The 19,191-nt window shown below is 67.3% G+C and carries 5 protein-coding genes; 2 read left to right on the forward strand and 3 right to left on the reverse strand.

Translation table 11 applies throughout. The features are described 5' to 3' along the window. Positions 1 to 7: 7 nt before the first annotated feature. Both ACXJLH_RS00785 and ACXJLH_RS00790 read right to left on the reverse strand, forming a co-directional pair. Positions 8 to 691 carry a methyltransferase domain-containing protein gene (locus ACXJLH_RS00785; protein ID WP_056196555.1) on the reverse strand — a complete coding sequence of 228 codons (684 nt, stop codon included), beginning with the start codon at positions 689 to 691 and terminating at the stop codon, positions 8 to 10. After that, positions 688 to 1,329 carry a glycosyltransferase family 32 protein gene (locus ACXJLH_RS00790; protein WP_056196558.1) on the reverse strand — a complete coding sequence of 214 codons (642 nt, stop codon included), beginning with the start codon at positions 1,327 to 1,329 and terminating at the stop codon, positions 688 to 690. Before ACXJLH_RS00790 ends, ACXJLH_RS00785 begins: the two co-directional genes overlap by 4 nt. 134 nt (positions 1,330 to 1,463) lie before the next feature. On the opposite strand from ACXJLH_RS00790, the gene ACXJLH_RS00795 reads away from it, so the two are divergent. Next, entirely contained in the window at positions 1,464 to 2,276 is an 813-nt protein-coding gene (locus tag ACXJLH_RS00795) for a hypothetical protein (protein ID WP_457442168.1), read from the forward strand. Continuing rightward, positions 2,260 to 3,306 (forward strand): GSCFA domain-containing protein, encoded by a 1,047-nt coding sequence (locus ACXJLH_RS00800; RefSeq protein ID WP_457442169.1) that lies wholly within the window; start codon positions 2,260 to 2,262, stop codon positions 3,304 to 3,306. The genes ACXJLH_RS00795 and ACXJLH_RS00800 overlap by 17 nt, the downstream gene beginning before the upstream one ends. A gap of 140 nt (positions 3,307 to 3,446) precedes the next feature. On the opposite strand, the gene ACXJLH_RS00805 is transcribed toward ACXJLH_RS00800, so the two are convergent. Continuing rightward, the gene (locus ACXJLH_RS00805; protein ID WP_457442170.1) at positions 3,447 to 18,971 is read right to left on the reverse strand and encodes a beta strand repeat-containing protein; all 15,525 of its coding nucleotides are present in this window, start codon (positions 18,969 to 18,971) and stop codon (positions 3,447 to 3,449) included. Positions 18,972 to 19,191: the final 220 nt, after the last annotated feature.

Here is a 19,191-nt window from a genome sequence, read left to right on the forward strand (position 1 = left end):
CGATGCTTCAGGCCTTGCGCCGGGCGATGGCCAGCAGCGAGATGTTGTTGAAGAACCAGATGCCCTGCAGGTCCAGCGTCGTGTACTTGTGGATGACGTTGGCCAGCGTGTAGGGCGTGTACCAGCAGTTGTGATCGGGGTGCACGACCTCGACGAAGGTCTCGGCCTCGGTCTGGTAGTCGAAATGCCGCGCGAAGCAGCTGTAGGCGTCGGGCACCGTGATGACGTATTCCTTGGCGCCGACGCGGTCCAGCTGCTCCAGGAAGCCCTTCACGTCGGGCACATGCTCCAGCACCTCGGGCACCAGCACGAGGTCATAGGGGTCCTTGATGTCGTCCCAGGACGAGAACAGCCGGCCTTTCAGGTGCGGCAGCATGTGCGGGAAGGCCTCGTCGTGGATGTCGAAGCCGTCGAGCTGGCAGACCTTGTCGAGCTGCAGGTGCAGCGAGCGGTTCAGGTCGGTGATGGGCCAGTCGACGCAGCCCACGTGCAGCACGCGCTTGCCGCGGCACATCTCCTGCAGCACCGCCACGCGCGGATGGCCCATCAGGTTGCGGCTGACCGGAATGCGGTGCACGAAATAGGGCGAGTGGGCGCGCTCCAGCGCCGACACCGGCGGCAGGCCCTCGGGCTGGCACAGGGCCGGCTTGGGGCCGCGGTCCGTGTCGGTGGAAATCGTCGTCTCGCTCATGCCAGGCTCCGTGTATGCAGCTCGTCGTAGTTCTTGCGTGTGCTGCCCCATTCCTGGTCGGCGAAGACCGGGCCCTTGCCGCTGTAGCGGATGCCGGAGTAGTGCTGCGGGATGAAGAAGTGGCTGGGCCAGATCGTCAAGTTGATGTAGTTGTAGCGGCGGTGCGCCTCGGTCAGGAACAGCGGACCAACGCTTTGCCAGGCCATGCGGTCGATGACGGTCGCCTTTTCCTTCACGTCCAGGATGAGCTGGCGGAAGAAGGGGTTCTGCGGTTCAGAGGCGACATAGCCGGCGGCGATCAGGCCGGGGCGGATGATCTCGTTCTCCCAGCAGGCGCAGGCCTCGCAGTCGAACAGCCAGGGCTCCAGCGGGCGGCGGCAGATGCTGTCGGCGTCAACGACGAAGCCGCCTTCGCGGAACAGGATCTCCCAGCGCATGATGTCGGCCACGCCGTTGAGCTCGCGGCCAGACATGGCGCGGATGTGGTCGGCGTTGTACCAGCCGTAGGACATCAGGTCGGCATTGCCCCAGACCTTGAGCTGCCAGTCGGGGTTGTGAACCCGCCAGGTGTCTATGCAGTTGTCCGGTCGCTTGGATTCGTCGCCGACCCAGATGATGTGCAGGGTCTTGGGGATCATGGGGCTCTCCTGAGCTTATCCGGTGCAGTATCCAGCGGGCGCTCGGCGTCCCGTAGGGGGAACTGAGGTCCATTCCTCGCCCTTTTGCCCCCTGGGCAAGCGCCGCGCCTCCCCTATGCTCGGCCCCAAGCATCATGACCCCACGGCTTTTCGTTGCCATCGGCAGCTCGCATCTCTTCGGCCTGATCGACCGCTACATCGAGCCAGTGTCGTCGGCCAAGTACCGCTCGGTCTGGTCGACCGGCGTGCCGTTCCGTGAGCCCATCGAGCTGGACGCCCCGCCTGGTTGGCGCGGCGAGCATGTGCTCTACAACACCCCGGTGGCCGGGCCGCCGCCCATGCTCAAGGAAGGGGTGCTCTACATCCCGGATGTGCTGACGGGCGTGCTCGGTCACATCCCTCAGGAAGCCGAGGTCATCTTCTCGCTGCTGCGCGGCCAGGAGTTCGCGATCGCGGCCCTGGTCGACGATCCCTCGCATGGCGACTTCCTCGGCGACGACGGCCGGATGGAGCCGGGCCGACGCTGGATGTCGCGCACCGATGCGCTGGCCTGGGTGCGGCAGATCGCTGAGCCGCTGTGGACGACGCATCTGGCCCTGCGCCAGCAGTTCCCGCGCGCACGCATCGTGCATGTGCCGGCGCCGCCGCCGGTGGAGTCGCATGAGCACATCGCTGCCAATCCCGAAGCCTTCGGACAGCTGTTTGCCGTGCATGGCATCAAGCCGTTCACGATGCGCCAGCGCATTTACCGGCTGATGTACGGCGACCTGAACCAGCGCCTGGCGCAGATGGGCATCCTGAGCCTGGCGCCGCCCGTCGGCGCGCTGACCGGGAACGGCGGCCTGAAGGCCGAATTCGCGCGCGGCTGCCTGCATGGCAACGAGCTCTACGCCGAGCTGCTGGCGCAACAGATACGGGAGGTACTCGCCGATGTCCCACCCCTATGAGCAGATGCCGGCCCAGGCCTTCTGGCGCAAGACCGTCAGCGCCCAGGCCTGGGGCCAGCTCGACTTCAAGCCGAACACCAAGTTCAAGCTGACCCCGTCGCTGAAGATCGCGACGGCTGGTTCCTGCTTCGCCCAGCACATGGCCAGGCGCCTGGAGAGCTTCGGCCTCAGCCACTGGGTGGTGGAGCAGGCGCCCGCGGGCCTCACGCCCGAGCGGGCGCGTGAGCTGCAGTACGGCGTGTTCTCGGCCCGCTATGCCAATGTCTACACGGTGCGCCAACTGCGCCAGCTCGTCGAATTCGCCTTCGGCCTGCGTGAGGGCGACCCGCCGGTGCTGACCGAAAAGGGCCGTATCTTCGACGCCCTGCGCCCGCGCGTCCAGGCTGGCGGCTATGACTCGCTGGCCGACCTGCGTGCCGACCGTACCTGGCATCTGGCCCAGGTGCGGCGTCTTTTCAGCGAGTGCGATGTCTTCGTCTTCACGCTCGGCCTGACCGAGGCCTGGGTGGAGCAGGGCAGCGGTGTCGTCTTCCCGGTCTGCCCGGGCACGGCAGCGGGCGAGTTCGACGCGGCGCGGCATGGCTTCGTGAACTTCGAGTACCCCGAGATCCTGGCCGACCTGGAATGGGTGCGCGAGTTCGTCGCCGGCGTGAACCCGGGCATGCGCTGGATCGTCACGGTGTCGCCGGTGCCGCTGGTGGCCACGGCCACGGCGCATCCGGTCATCGTTGCGTCCAGCTATTCCAAGGCGGTGCTGCGCGCGGTCGCCGGGCGGTTTGCGGACGCGCATGACGAGGTCGACTATTTCCCCTCCTTCGAGATCATCTCGTCGGCCCAGAGCTTTGGCCAATACCTCGAAGGCGACCTGCGCGAGGTCTCGCCGCGCGGCGTCGACCATGTGATGCGCCAATTCTCGGCCGCCTTTGTCGAAGCCGGCGAACGCGCTGCCGTGGCGGCGCCCAGCCTGGCGGCCCAGGCGGCGGCGGCTGCGCAGGTCGAGTGTGAAGAGCTGCTGAACGACCGACCCTGACGGCCCGTTTTGCCCGCTGACGAGACGGCCCCGAGAGGCCGTTCTTTCTTGGAGGGCACAAAGAGCGCGGGCCCTGAGGAATGCTCCCCAGAGCCCGCGTGGGCCGGCGCCCCAGCGCCGGCGTCAGGAGATCTGCAGCGTCAGATCCAGTTGCCGCCGTTGTTGCGACGGTGCTCGTCGTCCTCGGCCAGCTTGCGGTCGATGGCGGCGAGGTGGGCGTCGGCGCTCGGCAGGGCGGCCTTGGCCAGGTCCACGGATGGCGCCCCCAGCAGGGCGTCGGCCGGCGCGGTCAGCAGGTCGCTCAGGCTGACCGTCGCATCCTTGCCGTCGTCGGCCTTTTGCGGCTGCACGTCCTTGGCGAACCAGACGTCGGCCACGTCATGCTTGCCGCCGTCGGTCGTCGTGTAGCTGGAGACCAGGCCGATGAGGTTGCCGTGGTCGCTGCCCGAACCCTTGGCGGCGTTCAGGTCGATGGAGGCGACACCCACCTCGTCCAGCGTCTTCAGTTCGCCGGCGTCGGTCTTGCCATCGTGGTTGGCGTCGACCCAGACCTGCAGCTGCTTCCAGTTGGCGTCGTGTGCATCGAGCTTGCCGTCATGGTTGCTGTCCTGCTCGGCCATGGCGGCATAGCCGTCCTTGGCGTGCTTGCCATTGGCCAGGATGGTGCCCATGCCGAAGAGCTCGCTGCCGTTGTTGATGATGCCGTCGAGGTTGCGGTCCATGACGAGCAGGCCATCGCCGCCGGCAATCCAGCCGACCTTGTCCACGTGGCCGGAGCCGATCAGGTCGAAGTTGACGCCCTGGGCGGCGGCCAGCGTGTTGATGCCGTGGCCGTCCAGGTCGAGCACGATCGGCGTCTTGGAGAAGTAGGCGTCGAGCTGGGCGCCGTTCATCTCGCCGACGGCCGCGTTGGTCAACGCGTCCAGCTGGGCCATGCTCATGGCGGCGATGTCGCGGGTCTCCAGGCCGGCGACCTGGTCGGTCGTGATGGCATGGACCTGGTCGGTCGTCAGCGCGGCGGCCTGGTCCGTCGTCAGCGCGGTGATCTGGGTCACCTTCAGCGTCGTGAACTGGGCCGTGGTGATCGCGTCGATCTGCGCATTGCTCAGGGCCGCGAAGTTGGCCGTGGTCAGGGCGCGCAGGTCGTCGGTCTCCAGCGCCTTCATCTGGTCGGTGCTGAAGGACTGGACCTGGCTCGAGGTCATGACGCCGAACTGCGAGGCCGTGAACGAGTTCAGATCGTCCGTGGACAGGTGGTTGATCTGGCTGGTCGTCAGTACATTGACGCGGCCAGCCAGGCCGGTCAGCTGATCAGTCGTCAGGGCTGCCAGCTGGGTGTCGGTCAGGGCACGCAGCGAGGCCGTGGACAGCTTGGCCAGGTCTGTGGCGTCGATGGCCACGATCTGGTCAGTCGACAGCGAGGCCACCTGTTCCGTCGTCAGCACCGAGACCTGCGTCGAACTCATCGCCGTCATGTCGGCCGCCGAGAAGCCGTCGAGCTGGCTGGTCGTCAGCGACAGCACCTGGGCGGTGCTCAGCGCGACGATGTGGTCGGTCGACAGGGCGGCGAACTGGTCGGAATCCAGGCCGGCCAGGGCGGCCGTTGTGACGGCGCGCAGGTCGGCGGTTTCCAGCTTGGCGAGCTGGCTGGTGGTCAGCGCACCGAACTGGTCGGAGTCCAGCGCGGCGAACTGCGCCGTGCCCAGGGCATTGAGGTTGTCGGTGACCAGGTGGCCGAGCTGGCTGGTGGTCAGTGCTTCGGCCTGGGCGGAGGACAGGTTGCTGAACTGGCTGGTGGTCAGGCTGTTCAGGTCGGCCGTGCCCAGGGTGTTGATCTGCGCCGTCGTCAGGTTGTTGATCTGCGTGCTGCTCAGTGCGCGCAGCTGGTCGCTGGTGAAGGCGTCGAGCTGGTCGGACGAGAGGTTGCGCAGGGCTGCCGTGGACAGCGACTTGATGTCGGCCGTCTCGATGGCGGCGACCTGGGCCGTGGACAACACGTCGGCTTGCGTCGAGCTGATCGCGGCGATCTGCGTCGACGTCAGGGCCACCATGTCGGCCGTGCTCAGGCCCTGGATCTGGGTCGTGCCCAGTGCGCCAATCTGTGTCGCTGTCATGGAACCGACGGCATCACTGGCCAGTGCAGCAACCTGGTCGGAGCTCAGTGCGTTCAGTGCGGCGGTGGACACCGCGCGCAGGTCGGCCGTCTCCAGCTTGCCCAGCTGGCTGGTGGTCAGCGCGCCGAACTGGCTGGAACCCAGCGCAGCGAACTGCGCGGTGCCCAGGGCGTTGAGGTTGTCGGTCGCCAGGTTGGCGAGCTGTGCGTTGGTCAGGGCCTGCACCTGGCCCGAGGACAGGTTCGCGAACTGGCCGCTGGTCAGGCTGTTCAGGTCGGCCGTGCCCAGGGTGTTGATCTGGGCCGTGGTCAGGCTGTTGACCTGGCCGCTGCTCAGTGCGCGCAGCTGGTCGCTGGTGAAGGCGTCGAGCTGGTCGGAGGACAGGTTGCGCAGGGCGCCGGTGGACAGCGACTTGATGTCGGCCGTCTCGATGGCCGCCAACTGGGCGGTGGACAGGGTGCCGGCCTGGGCGGAGTTCAAGGCCGCGACCTGGGTCGAGGTCAGCGCGACCATGTCAGCCGTGCTGAGGCCCTTGATCTGGGCGGTGCCCAGCGACCCGACCTGCGCCGTGGTCAGTGTGCCGACGGCATCACTGGCCAGCGCGCCGATCTGATCGGAGCTCAGCGCATTCAGGGCCGCGGTCGTCACGCCGCGCAGGTCGGCGGTTTCGAGCTTGCCGAGCTGGCTGGTGGTCAGCGCGCCGAACTGGCTGGACGACAGGGCCGCGAACTGTGCCGAACCCATCGCGTTGAGGCTGTCCGTCGCCAGGTTGGCGAGCTGGACGCTGGTCAGCGCCTGGACCTGGGCCGTGGACAGGTTGGCGACCTGGGCGGTGGTCAGCGCGTTCAGGTCTGCGGTACCCAGGTTGGTGAACTGCGGGCTGGTGCTCAGGGCATTGAGCTGGGCCGAGGACAGGGCGCGCAGTTGGTCGCTGGTCAGGGCGTCGAGCTGGTCGGTGGACAGGTTGCGCAGGGCTGCCGTGGACAGCGATTTGATGTCGGCCGTCTCGATGGCCGCGATCTGGGCCGTGGACAGGCTGGCCGCCTGAGCGGAGTTCAGCGCCGCGATCTGACCCGAGGTCAGGGCCACCATGTCGGCCGTGCTCAGCCCCTGGATCTGGGCCGTGCCGAGGCCGGCGATCTGGGCCGTGGTCATGGCGCCGACGGCGTCGCTGGCCAGGGCACCGATCTGGTCGGACGACAGACCGTTGAGGGCTGCCGTCGTGACGGCGCGCAGGTCGCCGGTTTCGAGCTTGGCCAACTGGCTGGTGGTCAGGGCGCCGAGCTGGCTGGACGACAGGGCCGCGAACTGCGCGCTGCCCAGGGCGTTCAGGCTGTCGGTCTTCAGGTTGCCGATCTGGGTGTTGGTCAGCGCCTGGACCTGGGCCGTGGACAGGTTGGCGAACTGGCCGCTGCTCAGGCTGTTGAGGTCCGCCGTGCCCAGGGTGTTGATCTGGGCCGTGGTCAGGCTGTTGACCTGGCCGCTGCTCAGCGCGCGGAGCTGGTCGCTGGTGAAGGCGTCGAGCTGGTCGGAGGACAGGTTGCGCAAGGCGCCGGTCGTCAGTGACTTGATGTCGGCCGTCTCGATGGCGGCGACCTGGGCGGTGGACAGCGAGCCGGCCTGGGCAGAGTTCAAGGCAGCGACCTGGGCCGAGGTCAGGGCGACCATGTCACCCGTGGTCAGGCCCTGGATCTGGGCAGTGCCCAGCGAGGCCACCTGGGCGGTGGTCATGGCGCCGACGGCGTCGCTCGCCAGGGCACCGACCTGGTCGGAACTCAGCGCATTGAGGGCGGCCGTGGTCACTGCACGCAGGTCGGCGGTTTCGAGCTTGCCGAGCTGGCTGGTGGTCAGCGCGCCGAACTGGCTGGAACCCAGTGCCGCGAACTGCGCCGTGCCCAGGGCGTTGAGGCTGTCGGTGGTCAGGTTGGCGAGCTGGGTGCTGGTCAGCGCCTGGACCTGGGCCGTGGACAGGGTGGCGATCTGGCCGGTGGTCAGCGCGTTCAGGTCGGCGGTACCCAGGTTGGCGAACTGCGGGCTGGTGCTCAGCGCATTGAGCTGGGCCGAGGACAGCGCGCGCAACTGGTCGCTGGTCAGGGCGTCCAGTTGATCGGTCGAGAAGTTGCGCAGCGCAGCCGTCGACAGGGCCTTGATGTCGGCCGTCTCGATGGCCGCGATCTGGGCGGTGGACAGGCCGGCCACCTGAGCCGAGTTGATGGCGGCGACCTGGGCCGAGGTCAGAGCGACCATGTCGCCGGTGGTCAGGCCCTTGATCTGGTTGGTGCCCAGCGAAGCGACTTGCGCCGTGGACAGGGCACCGACGGCGTCGCTGGCCAGGGCACCGATCTGGTCGGAGCTCAGGGCATTGATGGCGGCCGTCGTGACGGCGCGCAGGTCAGCGGTTTCGAGCTTGGCCAGCTGGCTGGTGCTCAGGCCGCCGAACTGGCCCGAAGTGAGGGCTGCGAACTGGGCCGTGCCCAGGGCGTTCAGGTTGTCGCTGGCGAGGTTGGCGAGCTGGGTGCTCGTCAGCGCCTGGATCTGGCCCGAGGACAGATTGGAGAACTGGCTGCTGGTCAGGCTGTTCAGGTCGGCCGTGCCCAGGGCGTTGACCTGGGCCGTGGTCAGGCTGTTGACCTGGCCGCTGCTCAGCGCGCGCAGTTGGTCGCTGGTGAAGGCGTCGAGCTGGTCGGAGGACAGGTTGCGCAGGGCGCCGGTGGACAGCGACTTGATGTCGGCCGTCTCGATGGCGGCGATCTGGGCCGTGGTCAGGCTGCCGGCCTGCGTGGAGTTCAGCGAGGCGATCTGGCCCGAGGTCAGGGCGACCATGTCGCCGGTGGTCAGACCCTTGATCTGGCTGCTGCCCAGCGAGGCGACCTGCGCCGTGGACAGCGAGCCGACGGCGTCGCTGGCCAGGGCACCGATCTGATCGGAGGACAGGCCATTCAAGGCCGCCGTGGTGACGGCGCGCAGGTCAGCCGTCTCGAGCTTGGCCAGCTGGCTGGTGGCGAGGCCACCGAACTGGCTGGAGCTCAGCGCCGCGAACTGGGCGGTGCCCAGGGCGTTGAGGTTGTCCGTGCTCAGATGGCCGAGCTGATCGGTGGTCAGCGCGCGGACCTGGGCCGTCGACAGATTGGCCATCTGGCCGGTCGTCAGCGAGTTCAGGTCGGACGTCGACAGGTTGGCGAGCTGCGGGCTGGTGGTCAGCGCATTGAGCTGGGTGGAGGACAGGGCACGCAGCTGGTCGCTCGTGAGGGCATCCAACTGGTCCGTGGACAGGTTGCGCAGCGCAGCCGTGGACAGCGACTTGATGTCAGCGGTCTCGATGGCGGCAATCTGGGCCGTAGACAGCACACCGGCCTGTGCGGAGTTGAGGGCGGCGACCTGGGCCGAGGTCAAGGCCACCATGTCACCCGTGGTCAGGCCCTTGATCTGGTCGGTGCCGAGCGCAGCGATCTGGGCGGTGGTCAACGAGCCGACGGCGTCGCTGGCCAGCGCACCGACCTGGTCTGAGGACAGGCCATTGAGTGCGGCGGTCGTGACGGCGCGCAGGTCAGCGGTTTCGAGCTTGCCCAACTGGCTGGTGCTCAGCGCACCGAACTGGCTGGAACTCAGCGCCGCGAATTGAGCGGTGCCCAGGGCATTGAGGTTGTCGGTGCTCAGGTGGCCGAGCTGATCGGTGGTCAGCGCGCGGACCTGGGCCGTCGACAGATTGGCGATCTGGCTGGTGGTCAGCACATTCAGATCGGCCGTCGACAGGTTGTTGACCTGCGGGGCGGTCGTCAGCGCATTGAGCTGCGTCGAGCTCAGTGCGCGCAGCTGGTCGCTCGTCAGGGCGTCGAGTTGGTCCGTCGACAGGTTGCGCAGCGCGCCGGTGGAGATGGACTTGACGTCGGCTGTCTCGATGGCGGCGATCTGGGCGGTGGACAGCGCACCCGCCTGGTTGGAGTTGATGGCGGCAATCTGGCCGGAGGTCAGGGCCACCATGTCGCCCGTCGTCAGCCCCTTGATCTGGGCAGTGCCCAGCGAGCCGACCTGTGCCGTGGTCAGCGAGCCAACGGCGTCACTGGCCAGGGCGCCGACCTGGTCGGAAGACAGGCCGTTGAGCGCGGCCGTGGTGACGGCGCGCAGGTCGGCGGTCTCGAGCTTGCCGAGTTGGGCGGTGGTCAGCGAGCCGAACTGGCCGGAGTTCAGGGAAGCGAACTGGCCGGTGCCCAGCGCGTTCAGGTTGTCGGTGGCGAGGTTGCTGAGCTGCGTGCTGGTCAGCGCCTGGACTTGGGTCGAGGAAAGGTTGCCGAACTGGCCGCTGGTCAGGCTGTTCAGGTCCGCCGTGCCCAGCGTGTTGACCTGGGATGTGGTCAGGCTGTTGACCTGGCCGCTGCTGAGGGCGCGGAGCTGGTCGCTGGTGAAGGCGTCGAGCTGGTCGGAAGACAGGTTGCGCAGCGAACCAGTGGTCAGAGACTTGACGTCAGCCGTCTCAATAGCTGCCAGTTGGGCAGTAGACAGGCTGCCTGCCTGCGTGGAGTTCAGTGCAGCGACCTGACCCGAGGTCAAAGCGACCATGTCACCCGTGGTCAGGCCCTTGATCTGGGCGGTGCCCAGCGAGGCGACTTGCGCCGTGGTCAACGAGCCGACGGCATCGCTGGCCAGGGAGCCGACCTGATCGGAAGACAGGCCGTTGAGGGCCGCGGTCGTGACGGCGCGCAGGTCGGCCGTCTCGATCTTGGCCAGCTGGCTGGTGCTCAGTGCGCCGAACTGGCTGGACGACAGGGCCGCGAATTGGGCAGTGCCCAGCGCGTTGAGGTTGTCGGTCGACAGGTTGCCGAGCTGGTCAGTCGTCAGCGAACGGATCTGAGCCGTCGACAGGTTGGCCATCTGGCCAGTCGTCAGCACATTCAGGTCGCCCGTGGAGATGTTGACGAGCTGCGGGCTGGTGGTCAGCGCGTTCAGCTGGGTGGAGGTCAGTGCGCGCAGCTGGTCGCTCGTGAGGGCGTCGAGTTGGTCCGTCGACAGGTTGCGCAGCGCGCCGGTGGAGATGGACTTGACGTCGGCTGTCTCGATGGCGGCGATCTGGGCGGTGGAAAGCACGCCTGCCTGGGTCGAGTTCAGCGAGGCGACCTGGGCGGAGGTCAGGGCGACCATGTCGCCCGTGGTCAGGCCCTTGATCTGGGCGGTACCCAGCGAGCCAACCTGTGCGGTGGTCAGCGAGCCCACGGCGTCGCTGGCCAGGGCGCCGACCTGGTCGGAGGACAGGCCGTTGAGCGCAGCCGTCGTGACGGCACGCAGGTCAGCGGTCTCGAGCTTGCCGAGCTGGCCGGTGGTCAGCGAACCGAACTGGCTGGAGTTCAGCGCAGCGAACTGGCTGGTGCCCAGCGCGTTCAGGTTGTCGGTGGCGAGGTTGCTGAGCTGCGTGCTGGTCAGCGCCTGGACCTGGCCCGAGGACAGGTTGGCGAACTGGCCGCTGGTCAGGCTGTTGAGGTCGGCCGTGCCCAGGGTATTGACCTGGCTCGTGGTCAGGCTGTTGACCTGGCCGCTGCTGAGGGCGCGGAGCTGGTCGCTGGTGAAAGCGTCGAGCTGGTCGGAGGACAGGTTGCGCAGCGAACCGGTGGTCAGCGACTTGACGTCGCCCGTTTCGATGGCGGCGATCTGGGCGGTAGACAGGCTACCGGCCTGGGTCGAATTGATGGCAGCGACCTGGGCCGAGGTCAGGGCGACCATGTCACCCGTGGTCAGGCCCTGGATCTGGGCGGTGCCCAGTGAGGCCACTTGAGCGGTCGTCAGCGAGCCGACGGCATCGCTGGCCAGCGCACCGACCTGATCGGAAGACAAGCCGTTGAGGGCGGCGGTCGTGACGGCGCGCAGGTCGGCCGTCTCGATCTTGGCCAGCTGGCTGGTGCTCAGTGCGCCGAACTGGCTGGACGACAGGGCTGCAAACTGGGCGGTGCCCAGGGCGTTGAGGTTGTCGGTGGCGAGGTTGGCGAGCTGGGTGTTGGTCAGCGCCTGGACCTGCGCGGACGACAGGTTGGCGAACTGGCTGCTGGTGAGACTGTTCAGGTCGGCCGTGCCCAGCGTATTGATCTGGCTGGTCGTCAGCGAGTTGATCTGGCCGCTGCTCAGCGCACGCAGTTGATCGCTGGTGAAGGCGTCGAGCTGGTCGGAGGACAGGTTGCGCAGGGCGCCGGTGGTCAGCGACTTGATGTCGGCCGTCTCGATCGCAGCGATCTGCGCCGTGGACAGACCGGTCACCTGGGTCGAGTTCAGTGCAGCGACCTGGCCCGAAGTCAGGGCGACCATGTCACCCGTGGTCAGCCCCTTGATCTGGGCCGTGCCCAGAGAGGCGACTTGGGTTGTCGTCAGCGAGCCAACAGCGTCACTGGCCAGCGCGCCGACCTGGTCCGAGGACAGGCCGTTGAGCGAGGCGGTCGTGACAGCACGCAGATCGGCCGTCTCCAGCTTGCCCAACTGGCTGGTGGTCAGAGCGCCGAACTGGCTGGAGCTCAGCGCCGCGAACTGCGCGGTGCCCAGGGCGTTGAGGTTGTCGGTGGCGAGGTTGCTGAGCTGGGTGTTGGTCAGTGCTTGAACCTGGCCGGAGGACAGATTGGCGAACTGGCCACTGGTGAGGCTGTTCAGGTCGGCCGTGCCCAGGGTGTTGACTTGGGCAGTCGTCAGCGAGTTGATCTGGCCGCTGCTGAGCGCGCGCAGTTGGTCGCTGGTGAAGGCGTCGAGCTGGTCAGACGACAGGTTGCGCAGGGCGCCGGTCGTCAACGACTTGACGTCAGCCGTCTCAATAGCCGCCAGTTGGGCGGTGGAGAGGCTGCCGGCCTGGGTAGAGTTCAGCGCCGCGACCTGGCCCGAGGTCAGGGCGACCATGTCACCCGTGGTCAGACCCTTGATCTGGGCGGTGCCCAGCGAGGCGACCTGTGCCGTGGTCAGCGAGCCGACGGCATCGCTGGCCAGGGAGCCGACCTGGTCGGAAGACAGGCCATTGAGGGCTGCCGTCGTGACGGCGCGCAGGTCGGCCGTTTCCAGCTTGCCCAGCTGGCCGGTGGTCAGTGCACCGAACTGGCTGGAGCTCAGCGAGGCGAACTGGCTCGTGCCCAGGGCATTGAGGTTGTCGGTCGCCAGGTTGGCGAGCTGGGTGTTGGTCAGCGCCTGGACCTGGCCCGAGGACAGGTTGGCGAACTGGCCGCTGGTCAGGCTGTTCAGGTCAGCCGTGCCCAGCGTATTGATCTGGCTCGTGGTCAGCGAATTGACCTGGCCGCTGCTGAGTGCACGCAACTGGTCGCTGGTGAAGGCGTCGAGCTGGTCGGACGACAGGTTGCGCAGGGCGCCGGTCGTCAGCGACTTGACATCGCCCGTTTCGAGGGCGGCAATCTGGGCGGTGGACAAGCTGCCGGCCTGGGTCGAATTGATGGCAGCGACCTGGGTCGAGGTCAGGGCGACCATGTCGCCCGTGGTCAAGCCCTTGATCTGGGCGGTGCCGAGGGAGGCGACCTGCCCGGTGGTCAGCGAGCCCACGGCATCGCTGGCCAGAGCACCGACCTGATCGGAAGACAAGCCGTTGAGGGCTGCGGTCGTGACGGCGCGCAGATCGGCCGTCTCGAGCTTGCCCAATTGGCCAGTGGTCAGCGCACCGAACTGGCTGGACGACAGGGCTGCGAACTGGGCGGTGCCCAGCGCGTTGAGGTTGTCGGTCGCGAGGTTGCTGAGCTGGGTGTTGGTCAGTGCCTGGACTTGGGCCGAGGACAGGTTGGCGAACTGGCTGCTGGTCAGGCTGTTCAGGTCGGCCGTGCCCAGCGTATTGATCTGGCTGGTCGTCAGCGAGTTGATCTGGCCGCTGCTCAGCGCGCGCAGTTGGTCGCTGGTGAAAGCGTCGAGCTGATCGGACGACAGATTGCGCAGCGCACCGGTGCTCAGCGACTTGATGTCAGCTGTCTCAATGGCCGCCAGTTGGGCGGTGGACAGGCCGGCCGCCTGCGTGGAGTTCAGTGAAGCGACCTGGCCCGAAGTCAGAGCGACCATGTCGCCGGTGGTCAGGCCCTTGATCTGGGCCGTGCCGAGCGAGGCGACCTGGGCCGTGGTCAATGATCCGACGGCGTCACTGGCCAGCGCGCCGATCTGGTCGGAAGACAGGCCGTTGAGCGCGACGGTCGTGACGGCGCGCAGGTCGGCGGTTTCGAGCTTGCCGAGCTGGCTGGTCGTCAAGGCACCGAACTGGCTGGAGTTCAGCGCCGCGAACTGGGCGGTGCCCAGCGCGTTCAGGTTGTCGGTCGCAAGATTGGCGAGCTGGGTGTTGGTCAGTGCCTGGACTTGGGCCGAGGACAGGTTGGCGAACTGGCTGCTGGTCAGGCTGTTCAAGTCGGCCGTGCCGAGCGTATTGACCTGGCTCGTGGTGAGGCTGTTGATCTGACCACTGCTGAGCGCGCGGAGCTGGTCACTGGTGAAGGCGTCGAGTTGGTCGGAGGACAGGTTGCGCAGGGCGCCCGTGGTCAGCGACTTGACGTCCGCGGTCTCAATCGCGGCCAGTTGCGCGGTAGACAGGCTGCCTGCCTGCGTGGAGTTCAGCGCCGCGACCTGGCCCGAGGTCAGGGCGACCATGTCACCCGTGGTCAGGCCGTCGATCTGGGCGGTGCCCAGCGAAGCAACTTGAGCGGTGGTCAGCGAGCCGACGGCATCGCTGGCCAGCGCACCGACTTGATCGGAAGACAGACCGTTGAGGGCAGCGGTCGTGACGGCGCGCAGGTCGGCAGTCTCGAGCTTGGCCAGTTGGCTGGTGCTCAGCGCGCCGAACTGGCTAGACGACAAGGCTGCGAACTGGGCCGTGCCCAACGCGTTCAAGTTGTCCGTGGCGAGGTTGGCGAGCTGGGTGTTGGTCAGTGCCTGGACTTGGGCCGAGGACAGATTGGCAAACTGGCTGCTGGTCAGGCTGTTCAGGTCGGCCGTGCCCAGCGTATTGATCTGGCTGGTGGTCAGCGAGTTGATCTGGCCGCTGCTCAGCGCACGCAGTTGATCGCTGGTGAAGGCGTCGAGCTGGTCGGAAGACAGATTGCGCAAGGCGCCCGTGGTCAGCGACTTGACGTCTGCAGTCTCGATCGCGGCCAGTTGCGCGGTAGACAGGCTGCCTGCCTGCGTGGAGTTCAGCGAGGCGACCTGGGCCGAGGTCAGCGCGACCATGTCGCCCGTGGTCAAGCCCTTGATCTGGGCAGTGCCGAAAGAGGCGACTTGCGCCGTGGTCAGTGAGCCGACGGCGTCGCTGGCCAGGGCGCCGATTTGGTCTGAGGAGAGGCCGTTGAGGGCAGCGGTCGTGACCGCACGCAGGTCAGCGGTTTCGAGCTTGCCGAGCTGGCTGGTCGTCAGTGCACCGAACTGGCTGGAGGACAGGGCCGCGAACTGGGCGCTGCCCAGGGCGTTGAGGTTGTCGGTCGACAGGTTGCCGAGCTGGTCGGTCGTCAGCGAACGGATCTGGGCTGTCGACAGGTTGGCCATCTGGGCCGTCGTCAGCACGTTCAGGTCGCCCGTGGAGATGTTGACGAGTTGCGGGCTGGTGGTGAGCGCGTTCAGCTGGGTGGACGACAGGGCGCGCAGCTGGTCGCTGGTCAACGCATCCAGTTGATCCGAGGACAGGTTGCGCAGTGCGCCGGTGGAGATGGCCTTGACGTCGGCCGTCTCGATGGCGGCGATCTGGGCGGTGGAGAGCGCACCCGCCTGGGTCGAGTTCAGCGAGGCGACCTGGGCCGAGGTCAGGGCGACCATGTCGCCCGTGGTCAGGCCCTTGACCTGGGCAGTGCCCAGCGAGGCCACTTGAGCGGTCGTCAGCGAGCCGACGGCATCGCTGGCCAGGGCACCGACCTGATCGGAAGACAGGCCGTTGAGGGCAGCGGTCGTGACGGCGCGCAGGTCAGCCGTCTCCAGCTTGCCGAGCTGGCCGGTGGTCAGTGCGCCGAACTGGCTGGACGACAGCGCCGCGAACTGGGCGGTGCCCAGGGCATTGAGGTTGTCGCTGGCGAGGTTGGCGAGCTGGGTGTTCGTCAGTGCCTGGACTTGGGCCGAGGACAGGTTGGCGAACTGGCTGCTGGTGAGGCTGTTCAGATCCGCCGTACCCAGCGTGTTGATCTGGCCGGTGGTGAGGCTGTTGATCTGGCCACTGCTCAGCGCGCGCAGCTGGTCACTGGTGAAGGCGTCGAGTTGGTCTGAGGACAGGTTGCGCAGGGCGCCCGTGGTCAGCGACTTGACGTCCGCGGTCTCAATCGCGGCCAGTTGCGCGGTAGACAGGCTGCCTGCCTGCGTGGAGTTCAGCGCCGCGACCTGGCCCGAGGTCAGGGCGACCATGTCACCCGTGGTCAGGCCCTTGATCTGGGCGGTGCCCAGCGAGGCGACCTGGGCCGTGGTCAATGATCCGACGGCGTCACTGGCCAGCGCGCCGATCTGGTCGGAAGACAGGCCGTTGAGCGCGACGGTCGTGACGGCGCGCAGGTCGGCCGTTTCCAGCTTGCCCAGCTGGCCGGTGGTCAGTGCACCGAACTGGCTGGAGTTCAGCGCCGCGAACTGGGCGGTGCCCAGCGCGTTGAGGTTGTCGGTCGCGAGATTGGCGAGCTGGGTGTTGGTCAGTGCCTGGACTTGGGCCGAGGACAGGTTGGCGAACTGGCCACTGGTGAGGCTGTTCAGGTCGGCCGTGCCCAGGGTGTTGATCTGGCTCGTGGTCAGCGAATTGATCTGGCCGCTGCTGAGTGCACGCAACTGGTCGCTGGTGAAAGCGTCGAGCTGGTCGGACGACAGGTTGCGCAGCGCACCCGTCGTCAGCGACTTGACGTCGGCGGTCTCGATCGCAGCGATTTGCGCGGTGGACAGGCTGCCCGCCTGCGTGGAGTTCAGCGCCGCGACCTGACCCGAGGTCAGGGCGACCATGTCACCCGTGGTCAGGCCCTTGATTTGGGCGGTGCCCAGTGAGGCGACTTGGGCCGTGGTCAGCGAGCCGACAGCGTCGCTGGCCAAGGCGCCGACCTGGTCGGACGACAGGTTGTTGAGTGCAGCGGTGGTGACGGCGCGCAGGTCGGCCGTTTCGAGCTTGCCGAGTTGGCCGGTGGTCAGTGCACCGAACTGGCTGGAGCTCATCGCCGCGAACTGGGCGGTGCCCAGCGCGTTGAGGTTGTCGGTCGCGAGGTTGCTGAGCTGGGTGTTGGTCAGTGCCTGGACTTGGGCCGAGGACAGGTTGGCGAACTGGCTGCTGGAGAGGCTGTTCAGGTCGGCCGTGCCCAGCGAGTTGACCTGGGCCGTCGTCAGTGAATTGACCTGGCCGCTGCTCAAGGCACGCAGCTGGTCACTGGTGAAGGCGTCGAGCTGGTCGGACGACAGGTTGCGCAGGGCGCCGGTGGTCAGCGACTTGATGTCGCCGGTCTCGATAGCCGCGAGCTGGGCGGTGGACAGTGTGCCGGCCTGGGCCGAATTGATGGCGGCGACCTGGGACGAAGTCAGGGCGACCATGTCACCCGTGGTCAGGCCCTTGATCTGGGCGGTGCCCAGCGAAGCAACTTGGGCCGTGCTCAGCGAGCCGACGGCGTCGCTGGCCAGGGCACCGACCTGGTCGGAAGACAGGCCGTTGAGGGCCGCGGTGGTGACGGCGCGCAGGTCAGCCGTCTCCAGCTTGCCCAGCTGGCCGGTGGTCAGCGCGCCGAACTGGCTGGACGACAGGGCCGCGAACTGGGCTGTGCCCAACGCGTTCAAGTTGTCGGTGGCGAGGTTGCCGAGCTGCGTGTTGGTCAGCGCCTGGGCTTGGGCCGTGGAGAGGTTGGCGAACTGGCCGCTGGTCAGGCTGTTCAGGTCAGCCGTGCCCAGGGTATTGATCTGGCTGGTTGTCAGCGAGTTGATCTGGCCGCTGCTCAGCGAACGCAATTGGTCGCTGGTGAAGGCGTCGAGCTGGTCAGACGACAGATTGCGCAGGGCGCCGGTCGTCAGCGACTTGACGTCGGCGGTCTCGATGGCGGCGAGCTGGGCGGTGGACAGGGTGCCGGCCTGGGTCGAGGTCAGCGAAGCGATCTGGCCCGAAGTCAGGGCGACCATGTCACCCGTGGTCAGGCCCTTGATCTGGGCGGTGCCCAGCGAGGCGACTTGTGCCGTGGTCAACGAGCCGACGGCGTCGCTGGCGAGGGCGCCGACCTGGTCGGAGGACAGACCATTGAGGGCAGCCGTCGTGACGGCACGCAGGTCAGCGGTTTCGAGCTTGCCGAGCTGGCCGGTGGTCAGCGCACCGAACTGGCTGGACGACAGGGCCGCGAATTGGGCGGTGCCCAGGGCGTTGAGGTTGTCGGTCGCCAGGTTGGCGAGCTGGGTGTTGGTCAGCGCCTGGACCTGGCCCGAGGACAGATTGGAGAACTGGCTGCTGGTCAGGCTGTTCAGGTCGGCCGTGCCCAGGGTGTTGATCTGGCCGGTTGTCAGCGAATTGACCTGACCGCTGCTCAGCGCGCGCAGCTGATCGCTGGTGAAGGCATCGAGCTGGTCGGAGGACAGATTGCGCAGGGCGCCGGTCGTCAGCGACTTGATGTCAGCCGTCTCGATGGCGGCAATCTGGGCCGTGGAAAGGCTGCCGGCCTGGGTCGAGGTCAGCGAGGCGACCTGGGCCGAGGTCAGGGCGACCATGTCGCCCGTGGTCAGGCCCTTGATCTGGGCGGTGCCCAGCGAGCCGACCTGTGCCGTCGTCAGCGAGCCGACGGCGTCACTGGCCAGGGCGCCGACCTGGTCCGAGGACAGGCCGTTGAGCGCAGCCGTCGTGACGGCACGCAGGTCAGCCGTTTCCAGCTTGCCCAGCTGACCGGTCGTCAGCCCGCCGAACTGGGTCGACGACAGTACGGCGAAATGGCCCGTGCCCAGCGCGTTCAGGTTGTCGGTGGCCAGGTTGCCGAGCTGGGTGGCGGTCAGGGCCTGGGCCTGGGCCGTAGAGAGGTTGGCGAACTGGCTGCTGCTCAGGCTGTTCAGGTCAGCCGTACCGAGCGTATTGACCTGACTCGTCGTCAGTGAATTGACCTGGCCACTGGAAAGGGCGCGGAGCTGGTCGCTGGTGAAGGCGTCCAGCTGGGTGGACGACAGGTTGCGCAGCGCAGCGGTGGTGATCGACTTGATGTCGGCCGTCTCGATGGCGGCGATCTGGGCCGTGGAGAGGTTGCCCAGCTGGGCGGACGTCAGCGCGCCGATCTGGGCGGAGGTCAGCGCCACCATGTCGGCGCTGCTCAGGCCCTGGATCTGGGCCGTCGACAGGACGGCGATCTGCGAGGTGCTCAGGGCCTGGACCTGGTCGGTCTTCAGGGCCTGGATCTGGTCAGAGCTGAAGCCGGCCAGGGCGCTGGTCGCGATGGCCCGCAGGTCTTCGGTCTGGAAGGCCCGGATCTGGTCGCTCTTCAGGACCGCCAGGCTGCTGGACAGGATGACCGAGGCCTGCGTGGTGGTGAACGCGATCAGCTGGTCGGTGCTGAGGGCGGCGTAGTCTTCCGTCGACCACCCCCGGATCGTGTCCGTGCTCAGAGTCGAGATGACAGATGGCGAAATGCCGGGGATGACGGTTGACATGTTTTCTCACCTGTACTGATGGCCGCCTTGCCTTGCGGCGTGGCGGCGTTGGACCATCGCTGGCCCACCCCCGAAACTGGAGGCGTTGTTCTGAGCGGAGCCTGTGCCCCGGCGCGTCGAGCAGCCAAGACGTGCCAGAGACACAAAAAAATTGAAACCCGAACCCAACCCAATGCGGCCGCAGGCGGGATGCGATCCCGCCTGGAGCGCCGCGATGAGG

It is taken from the genome of Roseateles sp. P5_E4 (assembly GCF_054049255.1).

Bases quoted from the DNA above. Each gene is read 5' to 3' on its own strand.
- ACXJLH_RS00805 (WP_457442170.1), bottom strand. From the start codon at position 18,971: ATGTCAACCGTCATCCCCGGCATTTCGCCATCTGTCATCTCGACTCTG.
- ACXJLH_RS00785 (WP_056196555.1), bottom strand. From the start codon at position 691: ATGAGCGAGACGACGATTTCCACCGACACGGACCGCGGCCCCAAGCCG.
- ACXJLH_RS00795 (WP_457442168.1), top strand. From the start codon at position 1,464: ATGACCCCACGGCTTTTCGTTGCCATCGGCAGCTCGCATCTCTTCGGC.
- ACXJLH_RS00800 (WP_457442169.1), top strand. From the start codon at position 2,260: ATGTCCCACCCCTATGAGCAGATGCCGGCCCAGGCCTTCTGGCGCAAG.
- ACXJLH_RS00790 (WP_056196558.1), bottom strand. From the start codon at position 1,329: ATGATCCCCAAGACCCTGCACATCATCTGGGTCGGCGACGAATCCAAG.